Source organism: Lichenibacterium dinghuense, assembly GCF_021730615.1.
Classification (GTDB): domain Bacteria; phylum Pseudomonadota; class Alphaproteobacteria; order Rhizobiales; family Beijerinckiaceae; genus Lichenihabitans; species Lichenihabitans dinghuensis.
This window is the reverse complement of record NZ_JAJLMN010000001.1, coordinates 2,242,753-2,266,481: the sequence shown is the minus strand read 5'-3', so window position 1 is coordinate 2,266,481 and position 23,729 is coordinate 2,242,753. Positions and strand designations below refer to the sequence as shown.

22 protein-coding genes are annotated in these 23,729 nt (G+C 68.5%); 17 read left to right on the top strand and 5 right to left on the bottom strand.

Annotation, left to right across the window (positions count from 1 at the left end; all coding sequences use genetic code 11):
- Positions 1-123: 123 nt before the first annotated feature.
- The gene (locus L7N97_RS10985; protein WP_237478326.1) at positions 124-1,197 is read left to right on the top strand and encodes an amidohydrolase family protein; all 1,074 of its coding nucleotides are present in this window, start codon (positions 124-126) and stop codon (positions 1,195-1,197) included.
- 38 nt (positions 1,198-1,235) lie between these two features.
- Here L7N97_RS10985 and L7N97_RS10980 read toward each other — a convergent pair whose 3' ends face one another.
- Entirely contained in the window at positions 1,236-2,450 is a 1,215-nt protein-coding gene (locus tag L7N97_RS10980) for an FAD binding domain-containing protein (protein WP_237478325.1), read from the bottom strand.
- A 20-nt stretch (positions 2,451-2,470) separates the two neighbouring features.
- Positions 2,471-3,217 (bottom strand): TetR/AcrR family transcriptional regulator, encoded by a 747-nt coding sequence (locus L7N97_RS10975; protein WP_237478324.1) that lies wholly within the window; start codon positions 3,215-3,217, stop codon positions 2,471-2,473.
- A 135-nt stretch (positions 3,218-3,352) separates the two neighbouring features.
- Between L7N97_RS10975 and L7N97_RS10970 the strand changes: the two genes are divergently transcribed.
- Positions 3,353-3,778 carry a cupin domain-containing protein gene (locus L7N97_RS10970; RefSeq protein ID WP_428981055.1) on the top strand — a complete coding sequence of 142 codons (426 nt, stop codon included), beginning with the start codon at positions 3,353-3,355 and terminating at the stop codon, positions 3,776-3,778.
- Positions 3,779-3,792: 14 nt separating this feature from the next.
- Here L7N97_RS10970 and L7N97_RS10965 read toward each other — a convergent pair whose 3' ends face one another.
- Positions 3,793-5,916 (bottom strand): xanthine dehydrogenase family protein molybdopterin-binding subunit, encoded by a 2,124-nt coding sequence (locus tag L7N97_RS10965; protein ID WP_237478323.1) that lies wholly within the window; start codon positions 5,914-5,916, stop codon positions 3,793-3,795.
- Entirely contained in the window at positions 5,913-6,416 is a 504-nt protein-coding gene (locus L7N97_RS10960) for a (2Fe-2S)-binding protein (RefSeq protein WP_237478322.1), read from the bottom strand. The genes L7N97_RS10965 and L7N97_RS10960 overlap by 4 nt, the downstream gene beginning before the upstream one ends.
- Positions 6,417-6,646: 230 nt before the next feature.
- Between L7N97_RS10960 and L7N97_RS10955 the strand changes: the two genes are divergently transcribed.
- The 10 genes from L7N97_RS10955 to L7N97_RS10910 all read left to right on the top strand — a co-directional run bounded on the left by L7N97_RS10955 (position 6,647) and on the right by L7N97_RS10910 (position 18,026).
- Positions 6,647-7,609: a cyclase family protein gene (locus tag L7N97_RS10955; protein ID WP_237478321.1), complete on the top strand. Its 963-nt coding sequence runs from the start codon at positions 6,647-6,649 to the stop codon at positions 7,607-7,609.
- Positions 7,610-7,681: 72 nt separating this feature from the next.
- A complete protein-coding gene (locus L7N97_RS10950) occupies positions 7,682-8,929 on the top strand; it encodes an ABC transporter substrate-binding protein (protein ID WP_237478320.1) in 1,248 nt (415 codons plus the stop codon).
- A gap of 24 nt (positions 8,930-8,953) precedes the next feature.
- Positions 8,954-9,844 carry a branched-chain amino acid ABC transporter permease gene (locus L7N97_RS10945; RefSeq protein ID WP_237478319.1) on the top strand — a complete coding sequence of 297 codons (891 nt, stop codon included), beginning with the start codon at positions 8,954-8,956 and terminating at the stop codon, positions 9,842-9,844.
- Positions 9,845-9,847: 3 nt separating this feature from the next.
- Positions 9,848-10,834 (top strand): branched-chain amino acid ABC transporter permease, encoded by a 987-nt coding sequence (locus tag L7N97_RS10940; protein ID WP_237478318.1) that lies wholly within the window; start codon positions 9,848-9,850, stop codon positions 10,832-10,834.
- Positions 10,831-11,595 carry an ABC transporter ATP-binding protein gene (locus tag L7N97_RS10935; protein ID WP_237478317.1) on the top strand — a complete coding sequence of 255 codons (765 nt, stop codon included), beginning with the start codon at positions 10,831-10,833 and terminating at the stop codon, positions 11,593-11,595. The genes L7N97_RS10940 and L7N97_RS10935 overlap by 4 nt, the downstream gene beginning before the upstream one ends.
- A 29-nt stretch (positions 11,596-11,624) precedes the next feature.
- Complete coding sequence (locus tag L7N97_RS10930) at positions 11,625-12,329, top strand: ABC transporter ATP-binding protein (protein ID WP_237482175.1); 705 nt, start codon at positions 11,625-11,627, stop codon at positions 12,327-12,329.
- A 27-nt stretch (positions 12,330-12,356) separates the two neighbouring features.
- The gene (locus L7N97_RS10925; protein WP_237478316.1) at positions 12,357-13,148 is read left to right on the top strand and encodes an SDR family NAD(P)-dependent oxidoreductase; all 792 of its coding nucleotides are present in this window, start codon (positions 12,357-12,359) and stop codon (positions 13,146-13,148) included.
- Positions 13,149-13,253: 105 nt separating this feature from the next.
- On the top strand, positions 13,254-14,372 hold the full coding sequence (locus L7N97_RS10920) for an LLM class flavin-dependent oxidoreductase (protein ID WP_428980982.1): 1,119 nt from the start codon (positions 13,254-13,256) through the stop codon (positions 14,370-14,372).
- A gap of 510 nt (positions 14,373-14,882) precedes the next feature.
- A complete protein-coding gene (locus L7N97_RS10915) occupies positions 14,883-16,652 on the top strand; it encodes a CocE/NonD family hydrolase (protein ID WP_237478315.1) in 1,770 nt (589 codons plus the stop codon).
- A 120-nt stretch (positions 16,653-16,772) separates the two neighbouring features.
- Positions 16,773-18,026, top strand: a complete 1,254-nt coding sequence (locus tag L7N97_RS10910) for an MFS transporter (RefSeq protein ID WP_237478314.1) — start codon at positions 16,773-16,775, stop codon at positions 18,024-18,026.
- A 292-nt stretch (positions 18,027-18,318) separates the two neighbouring features.
- On the opposite strand, the gene L7N97_RS10905 is transcribed toward L7N97_RS10910, so the two are convergent.
- Positions 18,319-18,582: a helix-turn-helix domain-containing protein gene (locus L7N97_RS10905; protein ID WP_237478313.1), complete on the bottom strand. Its 264-nt coding sequence runs from the start codon at positions 18,580-18,582 to the stop codon at positions 18,319-18,321.
- A 199-nt stretch (positions 18,583-18,781) separates the two neighbouring features.
- On the opposite strand from L7N97_RS10905, the gene L7N97_RS10900 reads away from it, so the two are divergent.
- From L7N97_RS10900 to terL, 5 genes are all read left to right on the top strand, one after another.
- Positions 18,782-19,756: a hypothetical protein gene (locus tag L7N97_RS10900; protein WP_237478312.1), complete on the top strand. Its 975-nt coding sequence runs from the start codon at positions 18,782-18,784 to the stop codon at positions 19,754-19,756.
- 65 nt (positions 19,757-19,821) lie between these two features.
- Positions 19,822-20,499: a hypothetical protein gene (locus L7N97_RS10895; RefSeq protein WP_237478311.1), complete on the top strand. Its 678-nt coding sequence runs from the start codon at positions 19,822-19,824 to the stop codon at positions 20,497-20,499.
- A 29-nt stretch (positions 20,500-20,528) separates the two neighbouring features.
- Positions 20,529-21,905 (top strand): site-specific DNA-methyltransferase, encoded by a 1,377-nt coding sequence (locus tag L7N97_RS10890; RefSeq protein WP_237478310.1) that lies wholly within the window; start codon positions 20,529-20,531, stop codon positions 21,903-21,905.
- Positions 21,892-22,302: a DUF5681 domain-containing protein gene (locus L7N97_RS10885; RefSeq protein WP_237478309.1), complete on the top strand. Its 411-nt coding sequence runs from the start codon at positions 21,892-21,894 to the stop codon at positions 22,300-22,302. Before L7N97_RS10890 ends, L7N97_RS10885 begins: the two co-directional genes overlap by 14 nt.
- Positions 22,299-23,702, top strand: a complete 1,404-nt coding sequence (gene terL / locus L7N97_RS10880) for a phage terminase large subunit (RefSeq protein WP_237478308.1) — start codon at positions 22,299-22,301, stop codon at positions 23,700-23,702. Before L7N97_RS10885 ends, terL begins: the two co-directional genes overlap by 4 nt.
- Positions 23,703-23,729: the final 27 nt, after the last annotated feature.

The window sequence follows — 23,729 nt, the reverse complement described above, 5'->3', positions numbered from 1 at the left end:
TCGTGCGAGCGGTCGGATCTTCCAGCCGCTGGCCAGCGCGAATGCGCGCCGCCGCTCGTGCGGCGTGACCAGCCGTCGACGATCCACCGTCGACGGCGGCTGATATCAGGAGCATCACATCCCATGACCGCAACGACCGAGATCTGGAACCGCTACGTCGCCACCGAAGCGCGTAGCCACGACAAGCCTGGGCGGCAGTTCCGCCCGCGAAGCCTCACCTTCGATGCCCATGCCCACATCGCGGTCGCGGCGGCCGGTGCCTTCCTGAAGCCGCACCTCGACATGGACACGATCCCGCTCGCCCGCTGGCAGACGCCGGAAACGCGCGCCGTCAACGACCGGCAGGACGAGGATGTGAAGGTGCGCCTGTTCGACCAGGACCACAGGATCCGCAACCTCGACGCCATGGGGGTGGACATGCAGCTCGTCATGCCGACGCCCAACCAGTGCTGCTACGCGGTATCCGGCGAGGTCGGCGCCGAGGCGGCGCGGCTCGTCAACGACGGCCTGCGCGACTTCGTCGCCCGAAGGCCGGACCGCTTCGTCGCCTTCGGCACCGTGCCGATGCAGGACGCCGAACTGGCCGTGCGGGAGCTCGACCGCTGCGTAAACGAGCTCGGCTTCAAGGGCGTGCAGATCCTGACCACGCTCGCCGGGCGCGAGGTATCCGACCCGTCCCACGAGCCGTTCTGGAAGCGCGCGGAGGAACTCGGGGCGACAGTTTTCATCCATCCCAACGGCTTCACCGAGGGGGCGCGCTTCCAGCGCTTCTACTTCAACAACGTGATCGGCAACCCGCTGGAGACGACGCTGGCCCTGCATCACCTCATCTTCGACGGCGTGCTGGAGCGCTATCCCGCGCTGAAGATCGTCGCGGCCCACGGCGGCGGCTTCGTTGGGGGATATTGGGGCCGCATCGATCATGCCTGGGGAGCGCGCTCGGACTGCCGAGGCGACCTGCCCAACCCGCCCTCGAGCTACCTCAAGAAGGTCTACGTCGACTCCGTGGTGTTCACGCCCGGCCAGCTCGAGAACCTCGTGACCCTGTTCGGCGCCGACCACGTCCTGATGGGGACCGACGATCCCTTCGACATGGGCGAATACGACCCGGTCGGCCACATCGTCGGCTCGAAGCTCGACGAAGCCGCGGTCGAGGCGATCTGCGGCGGGAACGCCAAGCGGCTCCTGAACCTGTAGCGGGTCGCCGCGCCGCCGCGCACGGCGGCGCGGGCTATTCAGGCCGCGAGGAAGTGCAGCAGGGCCGTCTCCGCCATCACGGCCTCGGGCGAGCGGTGGCGCTCCGCCCGGAGACGCTGGTCGGCTGTCGCGAAGTCGCGCGTCATGTAGGCGCCGAGGTGCCGCCCCTGCGCTACGATGCGCTCCCCCACCGGCCCTCGCTCGGCCGCGAAGCGCGCGAGCGCAGCCCGAGGGTCGGTTTTGGCCCGGAGCGCGGCGGCGAGCGCCATCGCGTCGTCGCAGGCCTTGGCGGTCCCGGCCCCGACATGGGGGCGGGCGACGAAGGCGGCGTCGCCCACCAGCGCCACGCGGCCTTCGGCCATCCGCGGCGCTTCGAGGTCGTAGATCGGCTGCAGGAAGGGTTGCTCGGTCAGGCGGATCAGAGTCCGGAACTGGGGTGCGAAGACCGCGTCGGCGTGTCGCCGCATCTCGTCCACCACAGCCCGCGCGATGAGCGGAGGCGGGATGGAGATGTCGTGGGTCTGCCCAGTCTCGTCCGTCAGCAGCCGCGCGAGGTCGTCCGTGCCGGCCGGCCGGTACCAGACGAAGTTGTAGCGGCCGCGGCCCGCCCCGGCCTCGTTCCCGTCGGCCGCCACCGGGTAGCCCAGGATCTGCTCGTCCGGCGGCAGCCCGAAGCTGAAATGGCCGAACATGTCCCGGTGCGTGTCCGGCGGCAGCGCCTCCTCGGCCACGAGCCCGCGCCAGGCCACGTAGCCGGCGTAGAGCGGCTCGACGGTGGGGAACAGCAGTCTCCGCACGTTGGAGCGGAAGCCGTCGGCCCCGACGACGAGGTCGCCCCGCACCTCGCCCTGCCGGGCGAAGCGCGCCGTCACGCCCCCCTCGTCCTCGGCCAAGCCCGCGAGATCGTGGTCGAGGTGGTAGCGGTCGTCGGGAAAGCCCGCGCGCAGCACGCCGAACAGCCTGTTCCAGGACGTGGCGATGAGCGGATCCGTCGCGGTGGCGACGATGCGCCCGGCGCGGTCCAGCGTTTGGCGCCGGGACACGTCGACCCCGAAGCCGTCCGGCACCACGAGGCCGAGCGCCCCAAGCGTGCGGCGCACCTGGGGCTGGGCGATGATGCCCGCGCCCCGGCTCGACAGCGGGACCGGCGATCGCTCGAACACCTGAACGTCCCAGCCGTCCTGCAACAGCGCCGTGGCGACGAACAGGCCGCTCATCGAGCCGCCCACCACCAATGCGCGCCGTGCCGCCATCGTCCCACTCCCCTTGGTTATCAATCGATAAAGGAGTGCGCGTCCGGGATCAAGCTGGGCGACGGTGCTCCCACACCGTCCCTATCCCCTTGGCCGACGGCCGCCTGCACGGCAGCCGGAAAGCCGTCCAGGAAGCTGTCGATCGAGGCCTCCAGGAACTCGCGCAACGGCAGGTGCGGCGTCACCTCGTACATGTGCTTCCTCATGCCGTAGTAGAAAACGCCCCCGTGGAAGAGCCAGTAGATCTCGAGCTCGGCGGGCTGGATCGGGACGAGGTCCGGCGACGGCAGCCCGAGGCCGTGCCGGATCTCCGCGCAGATCCGGACGAGCACGTGCTCCTCCAGAAAAGCGATCCACCAGCGGTTCATGCCGAGCCCACGCAGGCCGGAGAACAGGTAGATCCGCATCCACTCCGGCTGGAAGATCACGTCCGTGTAGCGCTCGTAGAAGTCGATCAGCCGATCGCGCAGCGGCACGTCTCGTCGCTTGATCGCGTCGAGCCATTCTTCACGCCAGCGTCCGATATAGACTTCGTCGTAGACGGCCTTGATCAGTTCGTCCTTCGACGGGAAGTAGCGGTAGATCAGCGGCTGCGTGACGCCGAGCCGCTCCGCTAACGCGCGCGTCGCCCCGTCGAAGCCGACTTCGGCGAAATAGGCCACGGCGGCCTCAATGATCTGTCGCCGCCGGTCTGCGGGCGTCATGCGGCGGTAGCTCTTCTTCGCCGGACGCGCATTTGTCTGACGCGCGATCTCGACCGGGTCCATGCTCACGTCCGCCCGTCCCCTCACTGGGGCTCACGGACCCCGCCTTCGCCTTGACACTGCCGAGAGAGGTGATCAACTGATAAACAAGGCGGTGTCCAACCGCTTCTATGGGGAGTCACGACCGTGGCGCAAGGGATGACGCTGGGCGACCGGACCGAAACCACCGGCATGAATGAAGCGCTGATGGCCGAGCTTCGCGCGTCGCGGGGGAACGGCTGCGTGGGGACGGAGCTCGTGTCGGAGACGGACCGGGTGCGGGTGTGGTTGATCCGCCTCGCGCCCGGCGAGCGGATCGGCTTCCACGAGCACGTGCTCGACTATTTCTGGACCGCCATCACGGCGGGTCGGGCGCGGTCCAACCACGATGACGGGAGCACCTACGAGAAGACCTACGCGGCCGGTGAAACGCAGCACGCCACCTACGCGGCCGGCGACTCCAAGATCCACGACCTCACGAACATCGGCGACGCGGATCTCGTCTTCTCGACCGTCGAGTTTCTGCAGAGTGCCAACCGGCCTCTGCCGATTCCAGAGGCGATACGGCGGCGCGACGCGGGATAGGACTCCCGTCGGCCTCAGGACATGGCGGCGATGACGCGGTCGCGCGTGAGCGGGAGGTCGCGCACCCGCACGCCGAGCGCGTGAGCGATGGCGTTGCCGATCGCCGCGGCCGTGGGGCCGAGGGCCACCTCGCCGATCCCGAGCGACGGGTGCTCTGCCGCGCCGACGAAGTCCACGTGGACCTCCGGCACTTCGGAGAAGCGCAGGATCGGGTAGCGGTCCCACGTCGCGGTGGCGACCCGGCCTTCGTCGAACAGCACTTGTTCCTTCAGAGCCCAACTCGCCGCCTGGATGATGCCCCCCTCGACCTGGTTCGCGGCTCCGTCGGGGTTGACCACGAGGCCGGCGTCGACCGCGGCCCAGACCCGCCTCACCCGCACCTCGTCGTCGACATCGACCTCCGCGACCACGGCCGCATAGGCGGCCCTGTTCTTGTAACGGCTGAATGCGATGCCGCGCCCGGAGCCCGTGCCTCCCTGCGCGTTGAGCGCCCACCCCGACAGTGCCGCCGCGCGCTCCAGGACGTGGCGAGCCCGTCCGTCCGACAGCAGCGACAGGCGATAGGCCAGGGGGTCGCGCCCGCAACGGACCGCGATCTCATCGATGAAGCTCTCGATGGCGAAGGCGTTGGCGAGCGCGCCGAGCCCGCGCATCGACGAGGTCCGTGCCGGGTGGTCCCAAACGAGATGGTGGGTGATGTCCTGCGGCGGCAGGTCGTAGAGCGCGAAGGCGTTGCGGACGGCGCCACCCCCGCGCTCGTCGGGCACATCGCAGGGTTCCGGCCCGGGCCAGGGCTCGGCCAGCGCCGTGGCGGAAAGAAGGTTCACCCCTCCGTTCATGCCCGGCCGCGAGCCGTGGATGGGGCTCCACAGGTCGAGGGACCAGTCGAGCGGACGCCCGTCGGGATCGCAGCCGGCCTCGATCTCCACGACGCCGGCCGCACCGAAGGGCGAACTCGACATCTCGTCCTCTCGGCGCCACAGCACCCGCACCGGGACGCCGGCGCGCCGCATGGCCACCAGCGCCGCGTCGAGGGCGGCATCGTCGGCGCCATTGTGGCCGTAGCAGCCCGCACCCTGCCGGTGATGAATCACCACGCGGTCCGGCGCGAGCCCGACGACCCGGGCGATCGCGTCGCGCAGGGGCACCACGCCCTGGGAATGCGTCCAAACGTCGAGCCGGCCGTCGTCGAGGCGGCCGCGCTCGAACAGCGCGACCGCGCAGGATGGGCCGATGGCGCCGTGTGCGATGAACGGGCGGGAATAGCGCGCCTTCAGGCGGAAGGCGGCCCGCGGGTCCGCGATGGAGGGCGCGCCGAGGCGGCGGTCGCGCGTCGGCCGTTCCGTCAGCCGCCCGGCCTCGCCGTGCTCGGGCCGCAGCGGCGTGCCGCCGTCCCAGGCGAGCTTCTCCCAGGCGCGGGCGAGCGCTTCGGCGGCCGCGGTCTCGCCGTCCGACACGAAAGCCACGAAGTCGCCGTCGCGCACCACCGCGACGCCGGCCCCGGCCACGCGGGCGATCAGGGCATCGGGGCTCGCGAGGCGCGCGCCCGGCCAGGGGCGGTGCAGCACGGCGGCGTGGACGAGGCCGGGCAGCCGCATGTCGTGCACGAAGGGGCTGCCGAACACCTTTTCGGGCAGGTCGAGGCGCTGGAGACTCCGGCCGACCACGCGGTGCTCCTCGACGCGCTTCGGCGCCCTGGTCCCCGGGACGGGGGAAGCGAGGTCGAGGGCGAGCGACCAATAGCCGAGCCCCGTCGCTTCGCCGTCGGCGGCGACCTCGCCCGCCGCGATCCGCAGCCGGCCGGGCTCCGCGCCGAGCCGCTCCGCCGCCGCGTCGACCAGCCGCCCCCGGATCTCCGCGCAGACGAGGCGCACGGCCGCGCCCGACACCTCGACCGACAGGGAGCCCGCCGTGTAGCCCTCGTCCGGCGACAGCGCTGTGTCGCCCGACACGAGGCCCACCTGCGTCGGCTCGACGTCGAGTTCCTCCGCCGCGATCTGCCGAAGTGCCGTCAGGATGCCCTGGCCGAGCTCGACCTTGCCGCTCTTCAGCGTCACCCTGCGGTCTGGCGTGAACGCGACCCACTGGTCGGGACGCGGGTTGTCGACGAGCCCCTGGGGCAGCGCGTTCGGGATCATGCATCCGCTCCGGCCATCGCCCTCGCCGCGCATTCGACCGCCCGGACGATGCGGTTGTGTGCGCCGCAGCGGCACAGGTGCGGCTCCAGCGCTTCCACGATCTCGCGGCGCGAGGGCGCGCGGTCCCGCGCGAGCAGCGCTGCTGCCGAGATCTGGATTCCGGACAGGCAATAGCCGCACTGGCCGGCCTGCCCGTCGATGAGGGCGGTCTGGATCGGGTGAGGGCGCTCCCGCGTGCCGAGCCCCTCGACCGTGACGACGGCGCGATCCCCCACCTCTCCGACCTGCAGCGTGCAGCTGTAGCGCGGCACGCCGTCGACGAGCACCATGCATGCGCCGCACTGCTCATGCCCGCAGCCGAAGCGTGCCGAACGCAGATCGAACTCATCGCGCAGGACAGCGAGCAATGGCGTGGCATCCGGCGCCGCGACGCGCCGCTCTACCCCGTTCACGCTGATCGACCGCTGCGCCGCGACGGCGCTTCCACCGACCTCGTTCATGACACCTCGCTTGATCGTTTCCGCCGCCTGCGCTCGATCGGTCGCTTGACGCGATCTCACACTTATTTATAGATTGGTCAACAAGACGGGCCGCTGATGCCCGATCCCGCGGACGGCGGGGCGAGGGAGGGAGGACGATGGGACGGCAGCGTTCGGGCGCGTCCATCCGCTCCGGCCAGGATCGCTCGCGGCCCGCGACCCTTTCCCGACATCCGAGCAGGCCCACCACGATGACCATCGATATCGGCGCCGGCAAAGCCGCCATCTACGAAGCGGCGGAGAAGCTCAAGAATTGGGGCCGGTGGGGCGAGGCCGACCGGATCGGCACGCTGAACCACGTCACGCCCGAGATGATCGCCGCCGCGGCCGGGCTGGTGCGCAAGGGCCAAGTCTTCGCCATGGGCATCCCGCTCGACCGCCACGGGCCGCAGACGGGCCTGTTCGGCGGGCGGTGGAACCCGATCCACACGATGCTGGCCACCGGAACGGACGCCGTGGCGGGTCGGTTCGACGAGACCAACAAGCTCCGCTTCGCCGACGACGCCCTGAACATGCCGGTGCAGGCGGCGACCCACTGGGACTCGCTCGGCCACATCTTCCTCGACGACAAGATGTACAACGGGCTCGACGCCAAGCTCGTGGACGGCGGTGGCGTGCGCGAGCTCGGCATCGAGCACACCCGCGCCAAGATGGTGGGCCGCGGCGTGCTGCTCGACGTGGCGCGCCACAAGGGCGTGCCGTGGCTCGAGGACGGCCACCCCATCTCCAACGACGACCTCGACGCGACCGCCGAGGCACAGGGCGTCGAGGTCGGCCGCGGCGACTTCGTGATCGTCCGCACCGGCCAGCAGGAGCGCTGCCTCCACGAAGGTCAGTGGGGTGGTTACGCCGGGGGCGACGCGCCCGGCGTGCGGTTCGAGAACTGCTACTGGTCGCACGCCAAGGAGATCGCGGCGATCTGCTCGGACACCTGGGGCGTCGAGGTCCGGCCCAACGAGACGAGCGAAGTCCAGCAGCCCTGGCACTGGGTGGTCATCCCGGCCATCGGCCTGACGATGGGCGAGATGTTCTACGTCAAGGAACTCGCCGAGAGCTGCGCGGCGGACGGCGTCTACGAGTTCCTGTTCTGCGGGCCGCCGCTCGTCATCACGGGCGGCACCGGCTCGCCCATCAATCCGCTCGCGATCAAATGAGAGGATCGTCCCAGCCGGGCTGGGGCGAGGTGAGCATCACGGATCGAACCGATTGAGACGGGAGGAGGGAGCATGGTGGACGAAGCCGCGTCGGACGCCGTGGGACGCAGGGCGGTGCTCACGGCCGCGGCCGGCGCCCTCGCTTTCGCGGCGACGCCTTTCGGCGTCCGCAGCGCGCGTGCGCAGGAGCGACCGATCAGGATCGGCTTCCCGACCCCGCTGACGGGACCCTACGGCGCCGAAGCGCAGAACCAGGTGGCGGCCGCCCAACTCGCGGTCGCGCAGTTCAACGAAGCGGGCGGCCTCGCTGGGCGGCAGGCCGAACTGCTGGTGCGGGACGATAAGCTGAACCCCGGCGAGGCCGCCACCCGCACGCTGGAGCTGATCGAGAGCGAGAAGGTCGACTTCATCGTCGGGGGCCTGTCGGCCTCCGTTCAGCTCGCGGTCAACAACATCACGCGCGAGCGCAAGGTCCTGTTCAATTCGATCAGCCAGTCGGACGTCATCAACGAGGCGAAGGACTTCAGCCGCTACACGTTCCACGAGGCCCTGAACCCGCACATGACCGCGGGCGCGGTGGGCCGCTATGCCTTTGGTCGGTTTGGCAAGAGGGTCGTCTACCTGACGGCCGACTACGCCTATGGGCACGAGATGGTACGCGGCTTCCAGGCGGTCGGCGACGCCATGGGCGTCATGACCCTCGCCGACATCAGCCACCCGATCGGCACCACGGATTTTTCGACGCTGATGCCCCGCATCCAGGCGCTCAAGCCCGACATCCTGTGCCTTTGCAACTTCGGTCGGGACCAGCAGATCGCCGTCAAGCAGGCCGCGGACTTCGGACTGAAGCGCAACATCAAGATCATCACACCGATCCTGGTCCATACCGCGAGGGTGGCGGGCGGACCCGCAGCCTTCGAGGGCGTAGTCGGCGGCACGTCCTATTATTGGGGGCTGGAGAGCACCATCCCCACGGCGAAGAGCTTCAACGACGCGTTCCGCCAGCGCAATGGCGGCCGTGTGCCGACCGATTACGGCAGCATGGCCTACGGCGGCGTGCGCAGCGTGCTCGCCGCCGTGAAGGCGGCCGGTACGGCCGATACCGAGCGGGTCGTGGACGCGCTGCAGGCGCTCCGCTACGACTTCTACAAGGGTCCCGAATATTACCGGGCCTGTGATCACCAAGCCGTCCAGTCGGTGTTCATCATCACATCGAAGTCGAAGGACATGGCTAGTCCCGAGGATGTGTTCTCCGTCCTGTCGACCGAGGCCCCCGACGAACTCCACCTCCGCAGCTGCGCGGAGCTCGGCCATGCGTGAGTTTGGGCACGATGGGGGGCGGTCATGCTCGACGGCCTGACCTGGGATCTCGTCGCCCTCCAGCTCTTCACGGGGCTGGCGCTCGGCGCCGTCTACGTCCTGCTCGCCGTCGGCCTGTCTCTCATCTTCGGCATGCTGACGGTGGTCAACTTCGCGCACGGCGCCTTCTACCTGGTCGGTGCCTACGTGGGCTACGAGGTGCTGACGCTCGGAGGAAGCTTCTGGCTGAGCCTCGCCGTCGTGCCGGCCGCCGTGGGCCTTTTGGGCCTCGCGGTCGAGCGGGTGCTGATCCGCCCCCTCTACGGGCGCAGCGTCGACGACCCACTGCTGCTGACCTTCGGCCTTGGCTACGTCATCACCGAACTGGTCCGCATCGCCTTCGGCAAATCGGGCCTGCCTTTCGACACGCCCGACGCGCTGCAGGGCGCGGCCGATATCGGCATCGGCTTCTTCCCGCTCTATCGCCTGTTCGTCATGGCCGTGACGGCGGCCGTTCTGCTGGCGCTGTGGGTGGCCCTGGAGCGGACGCGCTTCGGCCTAATCATCCGCGCTGGCGCGCGCGATCCTGTCATCGTGCGCGTGCTCGGCGTCGACGTCGCCACCGTGTGGCTCGCCGTGTTCGGCATCGGCACGGCCATCGCCGGTCTCGCGGGCCTGATGGCGGCCCCACTTCAGGGCGTCGCCCCCGAGATGGGCTCGACGATCCTGGCCGAAGCCTTCGTGGTGACCGTGGTGGGCGGCATGGGATCGCTGGCGGGCGCCGTGGCGGCGGGGCTGGTCGTGGGCGTGGTGGTCTCGATGACGTCCCTGGTCGCGCCCGAGATGGCCAAAGTGTCGATCTTCGCCCTGATGGCGGTCGTGCTGCTGGTGCGCCCGCAGGGGTTCTTCGGCCGCGCCGGGCTGATGAGCGGCTGAACCGTGGCGGTCTCATCCATCCTCGCGCGTCCCGCGGCGGCCGTCACGTCCCCATGGCTGCTGGCGGCAGTGCGGCACCGCTTCCTGCTCGCGGCCGCCGCCCTGCTGCTCATGCCGGCGCTGGTGCCCTTCACCGCGTTGGCGACTAGCATCCTGGTCTACGGGCTCTACGCGGTGGGCTTCAACCTGATGTTCGGCTACCTGGGCGCGCTGTCGTTCGGCCACGCGGCGCTGTTCGGGGCGGGAGCTTACGGTTGCGGCATCGTGCTCGCGAGCCTCGGCTGGCCGTGGTGGCTCGCGCTCGCAGCGGGTACAGCGAGTGGGTTCGCCATGGCAGCCGCGCTCGGCACGATCGCGATCCGTGCCCGCGGCATATACTTCTCCATGGTGACGCTGGCACTCGCCCAATGCGTCTACTACGCCTTCTACCAAGCGGCGGGCGTGACGGGCGGCGAGAACGGCCTGATGCTGCCAGCCCTCGGGCGCATCCGCGTCGCCGGCCTCGCGCTCGACGGTGACGCTCCGCTCACACGCTACTACATCGTCGCCGCCTTCGTGATCCTGGCGCTGTTCGCCCTGTCGCGCATCCTCGCCTCGCCTTTCGGCGCGGCGCTGGAAGCCGTGCGCGAGAACGAGGCCCGCGCCCGTGCGTCCGGCTACGACGTCGCGGCGACACGGCTCCTCGCCTTCGCGCTGTCGGGCGCTTTCTGCGGCCTCGCCGGCGCGCTTCAGGCCCTGCAGCTGTCGATCGTGCCGATCGAGACTCTGTCGATCGACACCTCGGGACTCGCCGTCATGATGTGCCTGCTCGGCGGGGCGGGCACCTATTTCGGTCCCTTCGTCGGGGCCGCGGCCTTCCTGCTGCTGGAAGCTTCGGTGTCGGTCTGGACCGTCCACTGGCAACTCGCGGTCGGCGCGGTCTTTGTTGCCTGCGTTCTGTTCTTCCGGCGCGGCCTGTGGGGTAGCGTCGTCGCCTGGGTCGGCCGATGAGCGCCGCGGCATCCGCTGCCGACGTGCTCGTGGCCGACGGCGTCGGTCGCTCCTTCGGCCGTTTCGTCGCGCTCAAGGGCGTGTCGGCGTCCTTCCGCCGCTGCGCGCTGACGTCGATCATCGGGCCGAACGGGGCGGGCAAGAGCACGCTCTTCAACGTCCTGTCGGGCGGCGTCCGGCCCACGAGCGGGCGAATCCTCTTCGAAGGAAACGACATTACCGGCCTGCCGCAGCACCGCTTCGCCCGCCTCGGCATCGCGAAGTCGTTCCAGATCACCAACGTGTTCCCGCGATTGTCAGCTTTCGAGAACGTCCGCGTCGTCAATCAGGCGCTCGCGTCGCGCTTCGACCTGTGGCGCGCCCGCGCGAGGCTGACGGGGCCGGCCGAAGAGGCGGAAGCGCTGCTCCATCGCGTTGGCTTATGGCACCGCCGGCACGAGCCCGCCGCGGCTCTGGCCCACGGCGAGCAGAGGGCTTTGGAGATCGGCATGGCTCTGGCGAGCCGGCCACGCCTGCTGCTGCTCGACGAGCCCACCGCCGGTATGAGTCCGGAAGAAACGCGCGCCACCATGGGCCTCATCGTCAGCCTGGCCGAGGAGCGCACCGTGATCCTGGTGGAGCACAAGATGAAGCTCGTCATGGCGATCAGCCATCGCCTGCTGGTGCTGCACCACGGCGAAGTGCTGGCCGAAGGCACGCCGGACGAGATCCGGCGCGACGAGACGGTCCGGCGCGTCTACCTCGGGGAGCGGGCGGCGTGACCACGGTCTCCGAAGCGCCCGTGGTTCCGATGCTGCGCTTGGCCGGCCTCCAGGCGTGGTACGGGGCGAGCCACGTGCTCCAGGGCGTCGACCTCGACGTGAACCGGGGCGAGATCGTCTGTCTGCTCGGGCGCAACGGCGCCGGCAAGACCACGACGCCGAAGTCCGTCATGGGGTTGATGCCCCGCGCGCGGGGGAGCGTGCTATTTGACGGGATCGACCTCCTGGGCCGCCCCGCCCAGGCGCGTTTCCGTCTCGGGCTCGCCTATGTCCCCGAGGAGCGACGCATCGTCCCCGGACTTACGGTGAAGGAGAACCTGCGCCTGGGCCTCGTGGCCGTGGCCGGCCGTCCTCGCGAGGCCGCCGCCATCGCCGAGATGGCGGAGATCTTTCCCCGCCTCGCCGAGCGCCTCGACCAGGTCGCCGTCACCCTGTCGGGGGGCGAGCAGCAGATGCTGGCCATCGCCCGCGCCCTGATCGCCAAGCCCAAGCTCGTCATGCTCGACGAGCCTTCGGAGGGGATCATGCCGGTGCTGGTGGATGAGATGTTCGAGCTCTTCGTGCGCCTGCGCCAGCAGGGCGTGACGCTCCTGCTCGTCGAGCAGAACGTCGCCCTGGCCCTGGAAGTCGCCGACCGGGCATACGTGATCGACGGGGGCGCAATCGTGCATCACGCACCGGCGTCAGAGCTCCGGGCGAGCCCCGAGATCCAGGAACGCTACTGCTCGGTCTGACCGGCCGGGCGCCGAAAGGAGTCTTCCATGAGCCATGACGCGCGAGGGGCCGCAGGGCCCGGCGGAGTCCTGTCCTCCTTCCGCCTGGACGGGCGGCGGGCGCTCGTCACGGGCGCGGGCCGTGGGATCGGCCTCGGCGCCGCCCGCGCGCTCGCCGAGGCCGGCGCCCACGTTACGCTGGCGGCGCGCACCGCGAGCGAGGTTGAGGCGGCCGCGGACGGCATCCGAGCGGCCGGGGGCGAGGCCGAAGGTCTCCCGGTCGACGTGACGGACACCCAGGCCTTCGCGGCAACAATGGCAGCGGCGCAGCCCTTCGACGTCTTCGTCAACAACGCCGGCACGAACCGCCCTAAGCCCTTCATCGCAGTCTCGGAGGACGACTTCGACGCCGTGCTCGGCCTGAACCTGCGAGCCGCCTTCTTCTGTGCCCAGGCCGTGGTGCGACGGCTCCTCGACGCCGGCCGTCCCGGCTCGATCGTCAACATGTCCTCGCAGATGGGACACGTCGGCGCGGCCAACCGCACGATCTATTGCGCGTCTAAACACGCCCTCGAAGGCCTGACCAAGGCCATGGCGGTCGAACTCGGACCGAAAAGCATCCGGGTCAACACGCTCTGCCCCACGTTCATCGAGACGCCGATGACGCGGCCTTACCTCGATGATCCCGCCTTCCGCGACGCCGTCACGTCGAAGATCAAGCTCGGGCGCGTCGGAACCGTCGCGGACCTCGCCGGCGCGGTGGTGTTTCTGGCGTCCGACGCGTCCGCGCTGATGACGGGTTCGTCCCTGCTGATCGATGGTGGGTGGACCGCAGACTGAGGGTGGCCTCATCGTCATCAGGAAACCGTATCGCCCGCAGCACTTCTTATCATTTTACGCGGCGGGCCCACGGGCTCCTTATGGCCGGAGACCTTCCGACATCCGGTGCGCGACCCCATGAACCTCGGCTTTTTCACTATGCCGATCCATCCCCTCGGCAAAGACTGGCGCCAATGCCTGCGCGAGGACGCCGAAGCTTTCGTGCTGGCCGACGAACTCGGCTTCACGGAAGGCTACGTCGGCGAGCACGCGACCGACCAAGCGGAAAACATCACGTCGTGCATGCTGTTCATCGCGACGTTGATCGACAAGACGCGCCGCATGAAGCTCGGCACCGGCACGGTGAACCTCCCGAACTCGCATCCCGCCGCCGTCGCGGCCAACATCGCCATGCTCGATCACCTGCTCGATGGGCGTTTGATCTTCGGTATCAGCCCCGGCGGCCTCATTTCGGACGCGGAAGTCTTCGGGAACATGGAAGCCGACAGGCCTGCCATGTTCCTGGAATGCATCAATACCATCCTGAAGATCTGGGAGAGCGAGGCCCCTTATGACATCAGGGGCAAGTTCTGGACCGTGTCGACTGCGCGGACGCTGCTGGCCGACATCGGCCAGGGCATCCTGCCGAAGCCGCTCCAGCGTCCCCATCCGCCGATCGTCGTCACGGCCGTCGCGCCCTTCTCGAAAGGCGTCACCGAGGCGGCGGCTCGCGGCTGGGATCCGATCTCCGCGAATTTCCTGATGCCGGGCTGGGTGAAGAGCCATTGGCCGAAATACGTCGAAGGCTGCGAGCGGGGCGGCCGGTCCGCCGATCCAGCCGCATGGCGGGTCGCCCGCAGCGTCTTCGTGGCCGACGACGCCGCGACCGCGCGCGCCTATGCCACGGACCCGAACAGCCCCTACCGCTTCTACTATAGCCAGATGCTGACGAAGATGAAGCGGGCGGGGCGCCTCGAACTGTTCAAGACGAGCCGGGACATGCCTGACGAGGCCGTCACGCTCGACTTCGTCTGTGACAAGCTCGTCACCTATGGCACGCCCGACAAGGTCGCCGATGAGCTGATGAGTTTCCGCGACGAGGTGGGCCCGTTCGGAACCATGCTCTATGCCGGGCACGACTGGGCGGACCCGGCGCTCGCCCGCAGATCGATGGTGCTGCTGGCCGAGCAGGTGGTGCCGCGGATCCAGGCCGGTGAGCAGGAGCCCGCCCGTGCCGTCGCCTGAACAGGCGATCGCGACGAGGCGAACCTCCACAGCGCCCCCTCGACCGAGCCAATTGCAACATTTGTGATCTGGCTCCACCCTTCCGGAACGTTCTCCGCCAATCATCATGACCTAAGGCAAGTCTGCTGCCGACGAAACGTGAAAAGGCTTCCTGTTGAGGCGATGACGATCTAGGATGTGTGATCAAAACGACCGCTAAGGTCGAACATCGGGAGGGGCGGATGATGCTAAAGATTTGGCATTATATCCTTGAGGCTCTGCATATGACCGGCGCTGCCCATTGCGTCGGGGGAGGGCACGACCGGATGAGCCTGTTCGAACCGCGTTGGCCCGGTCGGAGCCGGCGACACTGACGGCCGCCGATTCATCCTCAGGCCATGCCCACACCCTCGTGTGTGACCACAGCATCAATCCTCGCCGATGTGGCAGCAGCGCGATCACGGCGAGTCGAAAGGGTGTGCGCCGAGCCGGCTCACACCTGACAAATCCACCTGATACCTGGAGAGCCGCATGACGTCGGAAGGCCAGCACCGGACCGAGATCCGCGACGGCATGCGGATCGATTGGGATGCGCCGATCACCACGGATGATGGCCTCGTCCTGCGCGCGGACGTGTTCCGCCCTGTCGGCGACGGTCGGTTCCCGGTCATCCTGAGCTACGGCCCCTACGCCAAAGGGCTCGCGTTCCAGGACGGTTATCCGTCCGCCTGGAACCTGATGGTATCCAAGCACCCCGACGTCGCGGCCGGCTCATCCAACCTGTACCAATGCTGGGAGGTGGTCGACCCGGAGAAATGGGTGCCGCACGGCTACGTCGTCGTCCGTGTGGACGCGCGCGGATGCGGTTGCTCGCCTGGACACATCGACCATTTCTCGCCGCGCGAGACGAAGGACTTCTACGACTGCATCGTATGGGCCGGGGAACAGCCCTGGTCGAGCGGCAAGGTCGGGCTGTCCGGCATCTCGTATTATGGCATCAACCAATGGCAGGTCGCCTCGCTGCAGCCCCCACACCTCGCCGCGATGTGCATCTGGGAAGGGGCCGCGGACTTCTACCGCGACGGCAGCCATCACGGCGGCATCTTGTCGACGTTCTGGGCCAATTGGTCCGACATGCAGGTCAAGACCGTGCAATACGGGGCCGGGGAGAAGGGCAAGCGCTCTCGCGCCCATGGTGAACTCGTCTGCGGGCCCCAAACGCTGTCCGATGAAGAACTCGCGGCCAATCGCTGCGATTTCGGCGCCGAGATCCGCTCGCATCCCCTCGACGACGAATATCACAGAGCACGATCGCCGGATTGGTCGAAGGTCGTAGTCCCGTTCCTGTCGGCCGGCAACTGGGGCGGTCAGGGTCTGCATCCGAGAGGCAACTTCGAAGGCTTCGGTCGCGCCGCCTCAGAGCACAAGTGGCTCGAGGTTCACGGCATCGAGCACTGGACACACTTCTACACTGACTATGGTCGAGAACTCCAACTCGCCTTCTTCGACTGTTTCCTCAAGGGTGAGGGAGAGACCTGGGCGAAGCAGCCGCGAGTGCTGCTCCAGGTCCGTCATCCTGGCGAGCACTTCACCGCGCGCAGCGAAGACGCTTGGCCGATCCCGCGCACCCGCTGGACGACGCTCCACCTGGACCTCGCAGGGGGCACTCTGGACGCCGCCGCCCCAGCTGAAACGAAGACCAGCGACTTCGAGGCGCTCGGCGACGGACTGACGTTCCTGACGCCACCGCTGTCGGAGGCGACAGAGATCACCGGGCCGATCGCAGCCAGCCTGTGGGTTTCATCGACGACGGAAAATGCGGATCTGTTCCTGGTGCTGCGCGTCTTCGCTCCCGACCTCAAGGAGACGACATTCATCGGCGCTATCGACCCGCACACGCCGGTGGCGCAGGGCTGGCTGCGAGCCTCGCATCGCAAGCTCGATCCGGATCTGAGCCTACCTTACCGCCCCTACCACACCCACGACGAGCAGCAGCCGCTCACGCCCGGCGAGCCAGTCCGATTGGATGTCGAGATGCTGCCGACATCCATCGTCGTCCCGGCGGGGTGGAGGGTCGGCCTTTCGATCCGCGGATGCGACTACATCTACCCGGGCCAGAGCGGGGGCCGTCTCTCGAACTTCAAGAACGAGCTGACGGGCTGCGGCCCTTTCCTGCACGATGACGCGAGCGACCGGCCCGCCTCGTTGTTCGGAGGGAGGACGACGCTGCACGCCAGCGTGGAACGTCCCTGCACTCTCCTCCTGCCTATCATTCCAAGCGCGGGCGCCGCGACGACCTGATCGGCATCTCCAATCCTGTCGCGCAGTCGGGAACATCGCGACGGGGACCGTGTTCGCCCTGTCACGGCTTCAGCGTCGCAGGATCAGGAGGCCCTCAAACATTTAAGGCGATCCGCGACCATGGTGAATGCATCACGCCCTCGACCGACGAGCGCGATCGACCAGGGGCCGGGCGAGCCGTCGACGGCCCTCCTGGGCGTTCTGACCTTGGCGGCCGGAGCCCTGATCGCCAACCTCTACTACGCGCAGCCGCTCGTCGCCGAGATCGGTCCCGCCATCGGGGTCAGCTCCGACTTTGCGGGCTCGATCGTCAGCATGACCCAGATCGGCTACGGCATCGGCCTGTTCTTCCTCGTCTCGCTGGCCGACATCGTCGAGAACAAACGGCTCGTGCTGGTAACGGTGGGCCTGACCATGGTCGGCCTCGTCGGGGCCGCGACCGCTTCTGGCGCTGGCGTCTTCCTCGCCGCCTCGCTCACGGTGGGGCTGTGCTCGACGGGCGCCCAGGTTCTGCTGCCGTTTCTCGCCCATCTCGTCCCGCCCGCCAACCGAGGCCGGACAGTCGGCAAGGTCATGGCGGGCGTTCTCACTGGCATCATGCTGGCGCGGCCCGCGGCCCTGTTCCTATCGGCGGCGCTGGGTTGGCGCGCGGTCTTCTTGCTCTCGGCCGGCCTGATGGCGGTTATCTGGCTCACTCTGAGCGTGATGATGCCCACCTATCGACCCAAGGCTCAGGCCCACTATGGCCAGATCCTGGTCTCGATGGTCGTGCTGATACGGACCATGCCGGCCGTACGATGGCGCGCCGCCTACCAAGCTCTGATGTTCTGCGCCTTCAACATGTTCTGGACCGCTGTCCCACTCTTGCTCGCCGACCGCTTTCACCTTGGACAGAAAGGCATCGGCCTGTTTGCACTGGCAGGTGCCGGTGGTGCCATGGCGGCCCCCGTCGCGGGCCGGCTGGCCGACCAGGGCCGGAGCCGAGCCACGAGCTTGGCAGCGATGTTAGTGCTCAGCCTATCCTTCTTCGTTTCCTGTTGGACCGGGGCGGGAACATTGGCCCTGATCGTCCTGACGGTGCTGGCGATCCTCATCGATGCTGCAGTCCAGACCACTCAGGTCGTGAGTCAGAAAGTGATCTTCGGCGTCGCGGCCGAGCACCGCGGACGCGTCAACGCCGTCTACATGACTTGCCTCTTCGCCGGTGGTGCGGTCGGATCGATCCTGGGGACGGTGAGCTACCACCGAGGTGGCTGGCCGGCAACGGGAGGGATCGGCACGGCGATCGGTGGCCTGCTTGTCCTACTACTCGCATTGGAGTGGCTCTCTGACCGCGCTGGCAGGACCAAGCGAGTGGAAAAGGTACCCGCCTAATCCTTGTCCGCTTCGCCGCTGAGCGCGAGATCAATCAGTGGCTACGCTAAGCCAACCACACTTCAGCGTATTATCACTATGATAAAATTTGGTAATCGCCTCACCAACGCTGCCACGATGATCCGCTCGCGCTTGATGAAGATGCCGTGGTTTATCAAAACAAGCTTCTGAAGAGCGCCATGATCCTGACCAAGCGCATAGACTGCGCCAGGAGCGACGGTTGACGCCCGTCCACCGTAGGGCAGGGCCGACCCGGAGGTGGAACATAAATTGACCGCTGGCCTGTCGGTGATCAGGTTGCCGTCACATCGTCGCACTCCGGGCCGATGAGCCCGTCGCCCGAATTTCCATTTCTTCCCGCGCTTGCTGTCACCTGCGCCAGCGACGCCATCATTGAAGCCGGGTCTGCCCCGAGCGCCTGCGCGAGGGCCACGAACTCCACCACGTCCAGCCGCCGCTCGCCGCTTTCCGTCTTGGCCACGTAGCTCTGCGGCTTGCCGAGCCGCTCCGCCACCGCGGCCTGCGTCAGCCCGGCCTCGTCGCGGGCCCGCTTCAACGACTCGCACAGATGTGTATGGGCGTCGGAGCGGAGCGTCTTTTCCATAAGCACGCCAGTGGTCGATGGCGCGCAGGGTCATGCTGGATCGGGATTATCCCATTTTGGGATCATTCCGCTGGACTGTGCCCCGCACGGGAAGCGACGTGGTCGTCGGCCGGCGCATCCCGCCCGGCCCGACACAGCACCGAGCCATCCCATGAACGACCTGTCCGCCCCGCTCGCCTCCGCCCCGATCCCGCGCGCGCCCATCGCCCCATCCGAGGCCCGCTTCATCCGCCTCGGCTCCGGCGGCCGTTGGGCTAAAACCGGCATCGACACCGGCACGCTCCGCTTCGGCGCTCCCCACGAGCCGCACGACCTCTGCCTCAAGGGCGACTGGGAGGGGGCCCGCGACACGCTGCTCGCCTCCGGCACCGCAGCCCGCGAGGTCGGCCAGCTCATGCGCGAGCTGCGCGACGTGTACACGCTCGGGCCCGACTGCCTCTGGATCACCCTGGCCGAGGGGCGCCTGTGGTGGGGCTTCGCTGAGCCCGAGGTGGTCGACCTTCGGATGACTGAGGACGGCAGCATGGGCGTCGTGGCGCGCCGCATTATCGGCGGCTGGAGCTGCCACAGCATCTTCGACGACGAACTGCTGATCCCCCGCCTGAGCTCGCGCGTCACCCAGGTCCGCGCCTATCAGCGCACGATCTGCTCGCTGCGTGAGATCGACGCCGTGTGCCGCGCCATCAACGGCCGGGCCGACGACGCCGTCGAGCACACTTTGGCGGTCGAGCACGCTCTGGTCGACGCGGTGGAATCGCTGATCAAGGGCCTGCACGAGACCGACTTCGAGATCCTGGCCGACCTGACCCTGGCGGCGCTGGGCTGGCGGCGGCGCTCGCGCCTGGGCGGCACGCTGGCCGACGCCGACCTGTTCGTCGAGCAGCCCGCCACGGGCGAACGGGCGATGGTGCAGGTCAAATCCCGTGCCGGACAGGCGGTGCTCGACGACTACGTGGCGCGGGCCGACGCCCACGCTTGCGACCGCATGTTCTTCCTGTGCCACACGCCCGAGGGCGGGCTCGACGCCGGGAGCAGGGGCGACGTGCACGTGTGGAGCGGGCGGGCCCTGGCCGAGAAGGTCGTGGCGGCCGGGCTCACCCCGTGGCTGATCGCACAGGTCCGGTGAGGCGCGGTGCGCGTTCGTAATTGGTATGACTAGACACCCATATAGGGGACTGCTACATCGCTCCCATGAGCGACGGCAGCACCCAGCGATACAAGCGTAGCCAGGTCGAGCAGGCCATCACGGCCATCGAGGCCGGCCGGGGTACCCCCGCGGCCGTGCTGCGCGCCAACGTCAAGCGCCTGCTCGACTTCGACCGCAAACCCGAGGCGCGCCTGTTCGACCGCGCCTCCGGCGACACGGCCTTCTTCGACGGCCCGCCGCCGGGGCAGGGCGCCGAGATTGCCTACCGGCCCTACCAAGCCCTCGCGCTGCTGGTCGGCGTGCGCCTGCTCGGGGGCGGCATGCCCCAGAGCCGGGTCGTGCTGTTCCTGCGCGACACCCGCGTGGACCTCGAGGCGGCCTTCGCGCGCTTGGCGGCCACCGACCCTGCGAAGCTCCGCCCCGACCTGTCGGACGAGGAGTTGTCCGACGCCATCCGTGACGGCGAACTCGTCGAGCAGGCGCGAGACATGTGTTTCGTGATCGCGCCGGCGGGCGCGAGCGTGGGGCCGGACAGCGGGCCGCGGCCGGACGAGTGGGGGCTGGCCGGCGGCAACGTGGGCGACATCGGGCTGCTCACGGAGCGCCTCGCCGCCTTCAGCCGCCACGGCCGAGTCGCGATCGTGCTCGAGCTCACCAATGCGGTCCACCAGCTCATGGACACGCTCCCCCGCACGACCGTCCGCAAGCGCGGCCGGCCGTAGCCTTTCCTCGCTCACACCGGAGAACCATCGTGGCACGCCGAAAAGAAGCTCCTACTCAGGTCCATAAAAGTGGGCCGCCCCTCGCGGGCCTGGCTCCGAAGATCGGGCCCAGGCGCGTCGCGGACCTGCGTCCCGACCCGCGCAACGCCCGCAAGCACGATCCCAAGCAGGTCGCGCGCATCGCCGAGTCGATCAGCCGCTTCGGCTTCAACAACCCCATCCTGGTCGACGGGACGGGAACGGTGATCGCCGGCCACGGACGTCTCGCCGCCGCCAAGCAGCTCGGCCTCGCGGCCGTGCCGACCTTGTGTCTCGATCATCTGTCGGAGGCGGAGCGGCGCGCCTACCGCATCGCCGACAACCGCCTGGCCGAGCTGTCGAGCTGGGACAAGGGTCTGCTGGCCATCGAGCTCGGCGAGTTGCAGGATCTCGACTTCGAGCTCGAGTTGACCGGCTTCGACCTCGGCGAGATCGGCCTCATCCTCGACGCCGCGGACGGATCGGCCCCGGAGGACGCCGTGCCGCCGTCCGCGCCCGGCCCCGCCGTGTCGCGGCCCGGCGATGTCTGGATCCTGGGCGAGCACAGGCTGTTCTGCGGCTCGGCCTTGGAGGCGACCAGCTACGAGCGGCTGATGGTCGGCGAGCGCGCCGCGATGGTGTTCACCGACCCGCCCTACAACGTGCCGATCTCCGGCCACGTGTCCGGCCTCGGGCGCAACAAGCACCGCGAGTTCGCCGCCGCCTCGGGCGAGATGAGCGAGGCCGCCTTCACAGCCTTCCTGCGCTCGGCCTTCGAGCTCATGGCCGGCAACGCCGCAGACGGGGCCGTCCACTTCGTCTGCATGGACTGGCGCCACATGGGCGAGGTCCTCGCGGCCGCCAAGGGCGTCTACTCCGAGCTGAAGAACCTGTGCGTGTGGAACAAGGACAACGGGGGCATGGGCTCACTATACCGATCAAAGCACGAGCTTGTCTTCGTCTACAAGAGCGGATCGGCGCCGCACACCAACAACGTCGCGCTCGGAAAGAACGGCCGAAACCGCACCAACGTCTGGGACTTTCCCGGGCAGAACACCTTCCACGCCGGCCGTGCGGCCGACCTCGCCGCGCACCCGACCGTGAAGCCGACGAACCTCGTCGCCGAAGCCATCCGCGATGTTTCGCGCCGCGGCGAGATCGTTCTCGACCCCTTCGGCGGCTCGGGCACGACCATCCTGGCGGCCGAGAAGGCCGGCCGGCGGGCGCGGCTGATCGAGCTCGATCCGGCCTACGTCGACGTCGCGGTGCGCCGTTGGGAGACGCTCACCGGCTGCCAGGCCGTGCTGGACGGCACGGGATCCACTTTTGCGCAGACCACGGCCGTGCGCCGCGCTGCAGAGGGAGAAAGCTACCATGAAGCCGCGTAAGCCCACGGGCGATTATGAGGTCGGCTATGGCAAGCCGCCGAAATCGGGGCAGTTCCGCAAGGGGCAGTCCGGGAATCCGAAGGGTCGGACCAAGGGCTCGCTCGACCTCAAGACCGTGTTGACGGCGGCGCTGCAGGAGAGCGTTCCGGTCACCAACAATGGGCGCTCGACCCGCAAGTCGAAGTTCGACCTGTGGATCATCGGCCTCATCAACCGGGCCGTTAAAGGTGACGCCAAGGCCGGCATGATGCTGCTCGCGCTGCTCGGCCGGACCGGCGTCGCCCTGTCGGAACCCGAGGTGCGGGATGGCGCACTCGACGCCGCCGACGACGCGATGTTCGCTGACTACCTGCAGAAGCTCGGTGGGCCGGGCGAGCCGGAGCAGGATGCGCCATGAGCGACCCGCGTCAGTTTCGGGCCGCGTTGCGCGGCGATCTCGCCTTCTTCTATCGAAAGTGCTTCGCCACGGTTTCGCCGAACGACACCTACAGTCACAACTGGCACATCGACGCCATGTCTCACGCCCTCGGGGGCGTGGCCCGGGGCGAAACACAGAATCTCATCATCACGCTCCCGCCGCGCAACGGCAAGTCGCTGCTCGGCTCGGTAGCGTTTCCGGCCTGGCTTCTCGGCCATAACCCGATGGCGCGAGTCATCTGCGCCAGCTACGCGCAGCCGCTCGCCGGCGAGTTCTCGAACCAGACACGATCCATCATGGCGTCGAACTGGTACCGCGACACGTTCCCCGGAACGGTGTTGAGCCCGCGCAAGAACAGCGAAAGCGAGTTTCAGACCACCCGCCACGGCGGCCGGCTCGCGACATCGGTGGGCGGCGTGCTCACAGGGCGCGGCGGAGATGTCGTCATCATCGACGACCCATTGAAGCCGTCCGATGCCGACTCGGAGGCGATGCGCGAGGCCGCGAAGGCCTGGTTCGACCTCACGGTCTCGTCGCGCCTGAACGACAAGAAGCGAGGGGCCTTCGTGCTCATCATGCAGCGCCTGCACGTCGACGATCTCGCCGGCCACCTGCTCGACAAGGGCGGGTGGACCCATCTCAACCTGCCCGCGATCGCGGAGAAGGAGGAGCGGATCCCCATCGGCTTCGGTCGCCATCATCAGCGCCGCGCCGGCGACCTCCTGCATCCCGAGCGCGAGCCAATGCGGGTTCTCGACCAGATGAAGGCCAACCTCGGCCCGAACGGATTTTCAGCCCAGTACCAGCAGGACCCGGTGCCGGCCGGCGGCAACATGATCGCCTGGGATTGGTTCAGGCGGTTCGCCGTAGAGCCCCGGCGGCGGCCGGGCGATACGGTTGTCCAGAGTTGGGACACGGCTTCGAAGGCGGGCGAGCTGAACGACTACTCGGTCTGCACGACATGGCTGATGCGAGACGGCTTCTACTACCTGCTCGACCTCCAGCGAGCGCGCCTCGACGCTCCGAGCCTGCGCGGGCGCGTGATGGCGCTCTACGAGCGGCACAAGCCCGAGCTGGTGCTGATCGAGGACAAGTCGTCTGGCATCTCGCTGATCCAGGAGCTCCGCCACGCGACCGCCATCCCGATCCAGGAGATCGTGCCGGAGGGCGACAAGACCATGCGGGCCTTCTCGCAGGCGGCGTCCATCGCCGGCGGCAAGGTCTGGCTGCCGGCGGAAGCACCTTGGCTCGACGATCTCAAGACCGAGGTGCTGGCCTTCCCGAACGGCCGGCACGACGATCAGGTCGACAGCATGGTGCAGTTCATGATCTGGGCCTTCGACGACGTCTATAACGCGCCCCGCATCCGCGAGCTTTGAGGGCGCGCTTCGGGGCGGGCAGGACCT